The 6,756-nt window shown below is 64.2% G+C and carries 4 protein-coding genes and 2 pseudogenes; 3 read left to right on the top strand and 3 right to left on the bottom strand.

The annotated features are described in order from the left end of the window. Positions 1 to 885: transposase (locus tag ACN0TP_RS17595; protein WP_417221131.1), on the top strand; the 885-nt coding region annotated here is incomplete at its 5' end. A gap of 1,296 nt (positions 886 to 2,181) precedes the next feature. Then, positions 2,182 to 2,304 (top strand): annotated as a pseudogene (locus ACN0TP_RS17590) (IS30 family transposase); the annotation flags it as partial. Positions 2,305 to 2,958: 654 nt separating this feature from the next. Here ACN0TP_RS17590 and ACN0TP_RS17585 read toward each other — a convergent pair. The 3 genes and pseudogenes from ACN0TP_RS17585 to ACN0TP_RS17575 all read right to left on the bottom strand — a co-directional run. Next, on the bottom strand, positions 2,959 to 3,249 hold the full coding sequence (locus ACN0TP_RS17585) for a zeta toxin family protein (RefSeq protein ID WP_417221130.1): 291 nt from the start codon (positions 3,247 to 3,249) through the stop codon (positions 2,959 to 2,961). Positions 3,250 to 4,142: 893 nt separating this feature from the next. Further along, a complete protein-coding gene (locus tag ACN0TP_RS17580; RefSeq protein ID WP_417221134.1) occupies positions 4,143 to 4,340 on the bottom strand; it encodes a hypothetical protein in 198 nt (65 codons plus the stop codon). A 62-nt stretch (positions 4,341 to 4,402) separates the two neighbouring features. After that, positions 4,403 to 4,597: pseudogene (locus tag ACN0TP_RS17575) on the bottom strand (recombinase family protein); the annotation flags it as partial. Between the two features lie 592 nt (positions 4,598 to 5,189). On the opposite strand from ACN0TP_RS17575, the gene ACN0TP_RS17570 reads away from it, so the two are divergent. Further along, positions 5,190 to 6,593 (top strand): MBL fold metallo-hydrolase, encoded by a 1,404-nt coding sequence (locus ACN0TP_RS17570; RefSeq protein ID WP_417221128.1) that lies wholly within the window; start codon positions 5,190 to 5,192, stop codon positions 6,591 to 6,593. Positions 6,594 to 6,756: the final 163 nt, after the last annotated feature.

The following is a 6,756-nucleotide window of genomic DNA, read 5'->3' as shown; positions in this document are numbered from 1 at the left end:
AAGCAGAAGGTCCTCGCCGATGAGATCAGCGACCTGATGGCCGAGGCCAAGACCGTGGACGCCGAGGAGGATGCCCGGTTCGGGCCCGGCAAGCGCGGGGACGAACTGCCAGCGGAGCTGGCTAACCGGCAGCGTCGTGCCGCGGCGATGCAGGCGGCGCGGGAGTCGATCGAGGCCGAAGCCGCGGCCAAGGCCCGTACCGAGGCCGAAGCGAAGGCCCGGGACCGCGGGGACGACGATGACCAGATCACCGGGGCCGGGGACAACGCCGCCGGCAAGGCGGTGCCGAAGCCGAAGGCGCAGCGGAACTTCACGGACCCGGATGCGCGGATCATGAAGACCGCCGACGGGTCCTACCACTACTGCTTCAACGGCCAGGCCGTCGTCGATGCCGGGCACCAGGTCATCATCGCCGCCGAAATGAGCGCAGCCGCCAACGACTACGGTCAGCTGGCGCCGATGGCTGAACACGTTCACCGGAACCTGGGTGCGATGCCGGACCAGTTGTTGGCCGATGCCGGGTACTGCTCGAAGGCGAACCTCCAACACGCTCGCAACCTGCAAGACGAACATGGCACACAGTTCCTGATCTCCACCCGGCGCATGAAGCACTCCACACCGATCCCGGAAACACCGCGGGGCAGGATCCCGGCCAACGCCACCCCGGGTGAACGGATGGCCCGGAAACTGAAGACCATCCCGGGCCGGAAGGCCTATGCCAGGCGCAAGGCCATCGTGGAACCGGTCTTCGGGCAGATCCACACCCGCCAGGGCAAGCACGTGCTGCTGCGCGGGCTGGAGAAGGCCACCAGTGAGTGGAAGCTGCTCGCGGCGTGCCACAACCTGATGAAACTACACGGGTACCAGGGGAATCCGGCCACCTGACCGGCGGGCCGGGTCCTCGCGAGAGGCCCTACCTGCCTGGTCGGGCACCGAAGACGCATCTTGGGATCGCTGGCACTGGCCGCCAGGCTCCACGGGATCAGTCGCTTCGATACCCAATGGATATTCTGATGAAAGCTGGCCGGCATCAAACGACTACCGACCCACGCACCAGTATTCTGGCTGTCTGGGAGCGCCCGCCTAGGGCTTGCACTGATGGTCGTCAAGATTTTGGGAGTGCAACGACCATGTCGCTTTAACGAGAAAGCGCCAGCATCGAGCCCGATCGGAACCGGAATATACCACGATCGTCAACGGTTCGGAATCTTGACCGGTTTCCACCTGCGCGGCGAACGTGCGGTCTGGCAAGTACCAAGGCTGCCGACCGTCTTGAAGCCGAAGCGGAGTACTGGCGGCGCAAAGGCCGAGTTTTCAGGTTGCGGGTAGAGCGTGACCAGCGCGTGAGCTCGGCCTCAACGAGAACACATGCGCGCAGGGCCCACGGCCGGTTCGGCGCGCCGTATGGCCTGGCTAATTCCGCGACTACGAGCTGCGGTTCCAGCCCGCGATGCCACGCCGTGAATCAACCAAGAACGGCCGACTGGACAACGGGTCCGGGCAGTATCGACGCATTTACGGACGGAAGATAGGGACTACAAACGTCGATATTTCAGCAGGCGCCGCCTGGCACACCCTTCTCCGGCTGCCGTGCTGGAACAGCCGATGACAGCGACCTCTGCCTGTCAGAACGCGAGCGGATCCGGACCCGTGCAGAGGGTTCTCGATGCGGGATTGGGGCCGACCCGTATCCACGCAGCCGGATCGCGCAACACCGGATCGAACGGATACGCCTGCGCCCACCGGAGGCCGGACGCCGCCCGAGGCCGGTGTCGCCACGAAGACGTTGCGCAAATACGTCTCTGCAAGCTGCTCCTAGGCTGGTCACCGGAACAGATCAAACCGGCTGCGCAGAATGCCCTGAAGATTGAGCTGCGTGTGCCACGAGACGATTCAGGCCATCACGTCCGCCAAAGGCGGACTGAAATGGACGAACCGGGCGTGCCTGCCGCAAACCCTGCCGCCAAGCGGCAGCGGACCCCGCGCGTGAACTGGATCAGCATCTCGAACGTCCCCGAAATAGAGGATAGCCGTGCCAGGGCATTGGGAGGGGGATTGATCACCGCTGAACCCTGCGATAGCAACTCGAGCGCAGCACCGCCGTCGCGTCCATCTGATGGCGACCACACCGCCGAGCCGTGATGCCGATCAAGGCCGTCCACGCCAGCGAGCGGGGCCCGCTGGGACCAGGGCGCCGAGATGGCCACACACATGGCCACGACATGGACGCTTGACCCGGAATCCAGAGGGCTGAACGAGAACACCAACGGTTTACTGCGCCAGTATTTCAAAGGCACTGACCTTCCGTTTGGCCCCAGGAACTGAACGGGTCATTGCTCGAACTCACGCCTGACGGCTCGTCTGGGTAAACGAGCGCATGCGTGGTTAATGTTGCAGCTGGCACCGGTTGCACGACCCAGAAACCAGGCGGGGGGCCTCGTTACACCTGAGTCTCGGCCCCGCTCCAGGCCGGGCCCACAAGTGGACAGCGGACCATCCGACGGTGCGCCACAGCCCGCCGGCACCTATCGAATTCGACTAACCACGCGATTGCACGGCTGACGACCCTCGCCCCGCACTGAGATCACGCTAGAGCCGATTCTGGCCCGTCACTGCCGCGCCCCTGTCCCCCAGGACGCGACGCCGCGACCGCTGGTGGACAACTGGCTTGAATCCGAAGAGCGACCACCGCGATGTTTCGTTTCAAATCCTGACCAGGACCAGCCGTGCTTTCGGCCGCGGCTCGCTGGAAGTCAAACGCCCGGTGGCGCATGACCGTACCTTTGCCAACCGCTCGGAGACGAATGATGGTTACACCCTCTGGGCATCGAAACGTCCCGCCGTATCGTCGAACCCATCGACCACCAGGTCCTTTGCCCGACAACGCCTCTTCATATGTCTCTTGCCAGCGCTGTACGATGCGTTGCTGCGAAACCCCGAATGGAACCTCTACGTCTATCACCTCGATGACATAGTTGGCTGCTGCCAACTGCTCTCCCAGCTTCCTCGCCGACTCTCGGACGAAAGCACGGTGTCCACGATGATGTTGGTTCCTTGGCTGATGGCCGCCCGTCGCTGTTCCTGTGCCAGTTGCGAGGATTCCTCATGCACCAGGGATGCCAGTTCCATCGGAAAGAAGCTCTCCCGCGGCCTCTCGTTCCTTGACCGACTCCGGTTTGATCCACGATTCATAACTACCATCCGCTCTTGCCGCAGCAGGGCGGCCTTGAACTCGTCTGCGTCAATCACCAAGTAGTTCTTGCGAGAGTCCCCAAGACCTCATCTCGGACATACCCTTACCAGCACCCGGCGGCCGGCCATGATGATGTCTTTACGCTCATTCAACGCTTCAGGTGCCGCAGCTCTGCTCTCTGCAAGGATGCTCTCGTGCGGCAGTGCGCGGCGACCAGTCGGTTGCAGCTGCCCGCTCCTGCTCCTGAACCAGGCAGGGTTGTTCACGGTTGCGCTTCCCGAATCGGGTGCTAGCGCGTGTCCTGGTTTGCACAACTCGATGACGGCATCGCGGTGCAGCTCAATCGCCGCATCTTCGGCCACTACTGTGCGGCCTTGGAGCCGGCATCCGGGATCACATCGTAGGTATCGGCATCGATAAGGCCATCCTGCAGAGCGTTGCGAACGTCATCGAAGGAACCCGAGTCGAGAACCGAAGGTCATCGAAGTGGTCATGATCGACTATTGGTGGCAGCGCATGGTCCCATCGCGTGAGCTCATCGACCAGCTGATCCCGGGTCAACTCCCCTACGGCATACCGCTGGCAATTTCATATGGCTCGTCGCGCGGAGAATCCTTGCCGTGAGGGATTACCTCTGCGGCCTTCTTCAGCGCTGTCGAGAGTGTCGGCTGGCTTATGCCAGAACTGCCGAGAGCTGGCGTTGCGTGGCCCCCAGGCCAGCTAGGCGGCCGAGCTCGCGGCGGTAGTCGAGTTGGTCCAGATTCAGGCGCTGGCGAAGACGCCGCGCGGCGCGCCTCCTTAGCAAGGTCCAGCTTCGTTTCGGTCGGATCAATGGTCTTCGTGATCTTTACCTCCTGGCCCCATTCTAGCATTTCTTGATAGTAGTTACTATCAAGCGGACGCGGCATCCGCTTCCCCATTTGCAGGTAGCGGTACGCCGTGGAAAGGCTCACGCCGAGTAGCTGGAAATCTCCAGCGGTTCAATCCCGCGTGCCTGTATTGATCGCCTGGTCCACGCGTTCGGTGTTCCTGGTGATGGTTGGCGGCCGGGGTGCCGGCCTTTCCTGGCGGCGGCCGCCGGCCGCGCGGTGCGTTCGGAGAGCTGGTCGCGTTCGAGTTGGGTGAATGCCGCCATGATCGTGGCCATGGCCTGCCCATGGCCCCGGTGGTGGTGATTCCCTCGGTGAGTGAACGGAAGTGGACGCCGCGCGCCTCCATGTCTGAGAGGAGCAGGAGCAGGTTGCGCGTGTTCCTGCCCAGCCGGTCCAGCTTCCACACCACGATTTCGTCTCCGCTCGCCGCCCTGGCCAACAGCTCGTCGAGCTGTGGCCGGCGGGCGAGCGTTCCGCTGGTCGCGCGGTCAGTGAAGATTTCGATGCAGCCGGCCGCTTTCAGGGCATCCACCTGGAGGTCCGGCTCTGTCCTTTGGTACTGACTCGCGCGTAACCCAGTGACGCCATTTTCCTGATTCCTAAAAATTTGTCGATCAATCCTTTTATGAGAACAGCCTACCTGACAGACGTTTTCCAGGAATTTTCTGGCCCGGGATTCCGGTCATCAGAAGAGGCCCGCAGATCCCGCGAGGCCTCCGATCAAAGGTTCGTTTAATAAGACGGTATTTCGCTGGGTGCCATCCCCTAGCCCCGCTTGAAGAACCTGCCGAGCCACCCCGTCCCGGGGACTTCCAGGCCGGTGTGCGGCGGCAAGCGAACCGCAGCTGCAGCGGTTGGACTTCGGCACGTTGCGCATGACCTGCTCGACATGGTTGCCACACCCGGCCCACGTCGTCTTGCCGCATCTCCTGCATGTGACTGCTCGACACATCTCCTAGACCTCTTCCCGTCGATTCTTGCGTACTCCCGCTTCCGGGCCCAAATATACCCCCTCGGGTAGTTCAGCGCCATCGCACACACCTTGCAGGATACCCCCTGGGTATTATCGTGGTCATGGAACGGATACCCCGAGGGGTGTCGAAGCGACCATGAAGGAGAAACACATGCTGCTAGAGCGCATCTATGACGAGGACCTGGCCCAGGCAAGCTACTTCATCGGCTGCCAGCGCCAGGGCGAGGCAATCGTCGTCGACGCCCGCCGCGACATCGCCCCGTACCTGGACCTGGCCGCGGCCAACGGGATGAAGATCGTCGCGGTCACCGAGACCCACATCCACGCGGACTACCTCTCCGGGACCCGCGAGCTGGCTGCGGCCACCGGCGCCGAGATGCATGTTTCCGGTGAAGGCGGCGCGGACTGGCAGTACGGCTTCGAGGCCAACCGGCTCCACGACGGCGACACCCTGACCATCGGCAACATCACCCTCAAGGCCATCCACACGCCCGGGCACACCCCCGAACACCTGGCCTTCCTGGTCACCGACGGCGCATTTGCCGACCAGCCCGGCTACCTGCTCTCCGGGGACTTCGTCTTCGCCGGGGACCTCGGCCGACCGGACCTGCTCGATGAGGCGGCCGGCGGGGTGGACACCCGCTTCGATGGCGCCAAGCAGCTCTTCACTAGCCTGCGCGACCGATTCCTGGCCCTGCCGGACCTGGTCCAGGTCTTCCCGGCACACGGTTCGGGCAGTGCCTGCGGCAAGGCACTCGGTGCATTGCCCTCCACCACCGTCGGCTACGAGCGCCTCTACTCCTGGTGGGGCAAGTACCTGGAAGCCGATGACGAGCAGGGTTTCATCGACGAGCTGCTCGAGGGCCAGCCCGATGCCCACGCGTACTTCTCCCGCATGAAGCGCCAGAACCGCCAGGGCCCCGCCGTGATCGGCGAACGCGACACCCTGCAGGAGCTGCCCGGCGACCAGGTCGCCCGCGATCTCGACAACGACACCGTCACGTTCGTCGACACGCGCCCGAACAACGAGGTCCATCAGGGCACCGTCGCCCGCTCGGTGAACATCCCGGCCGGGACCAAGGTCGCCAGCTTCGGCGCGTGGGCCATCGACCCCGATACCGATGACCGCCCGCTGGTGCTGCTCGCCCAGGACCAGGACCAGGCCCGGAAGTTGTGGGACCACCTCATCCGGGTCGGGATCGACAGGGTCGCCGGGTACGTCACCAGCCTGGAGGGCCTGCCGACAGCGGTCCCGCGGATCATCCAGCCCGGGGACCTCGAGGACTTCGACGCGGCACTGGTGCTGGACGTGCGCAACAAGACCGAGCACGCGGAAGGGCACATCCCCGGATCCCGCCAGCTCAGCGCCGGACGCGTTCTCTGGCACCAGGACGAACTGCCGGTCACCGGAACCATCGTGACCTACTGCCAAAGCGGCGTCCGCAACTCCGTGGCCGCCAGCACGCTACGGCGCGCAGGCCACGACGTCGTCGAGCTCGAGGGCAGCTATGCCGGCTGGGCCAACTGGAAGGCCTCGCAGCCAGCCACCGCCTGATGCACCAGCCCCTGGGGCGGCGCCGGTGGCCGACCAGGATGAGCCCGCCCAACGCGTGGCGTCCCACGCCGCGTCGAGCCGCAGCCGCCACATCGAGAAAACCCCACAGAAAGGGCGCCCCGCATCGTGTGCGGGGCGCCCTTTCTGTGGGGTTGGCCGGGAT

Origin of the sequence: Arthrobacter sp., assembly GCF_048266065.1 — a bacterium.
Classification (GTDB): Bacteria; Actinomycetota; Actinomycetes; order Actinomycetales; family Micrococcaceae; genus Arthrobacter_H.
This window is presented reverse-complemented; position numbering and strand designations above follow the sequence as displayed.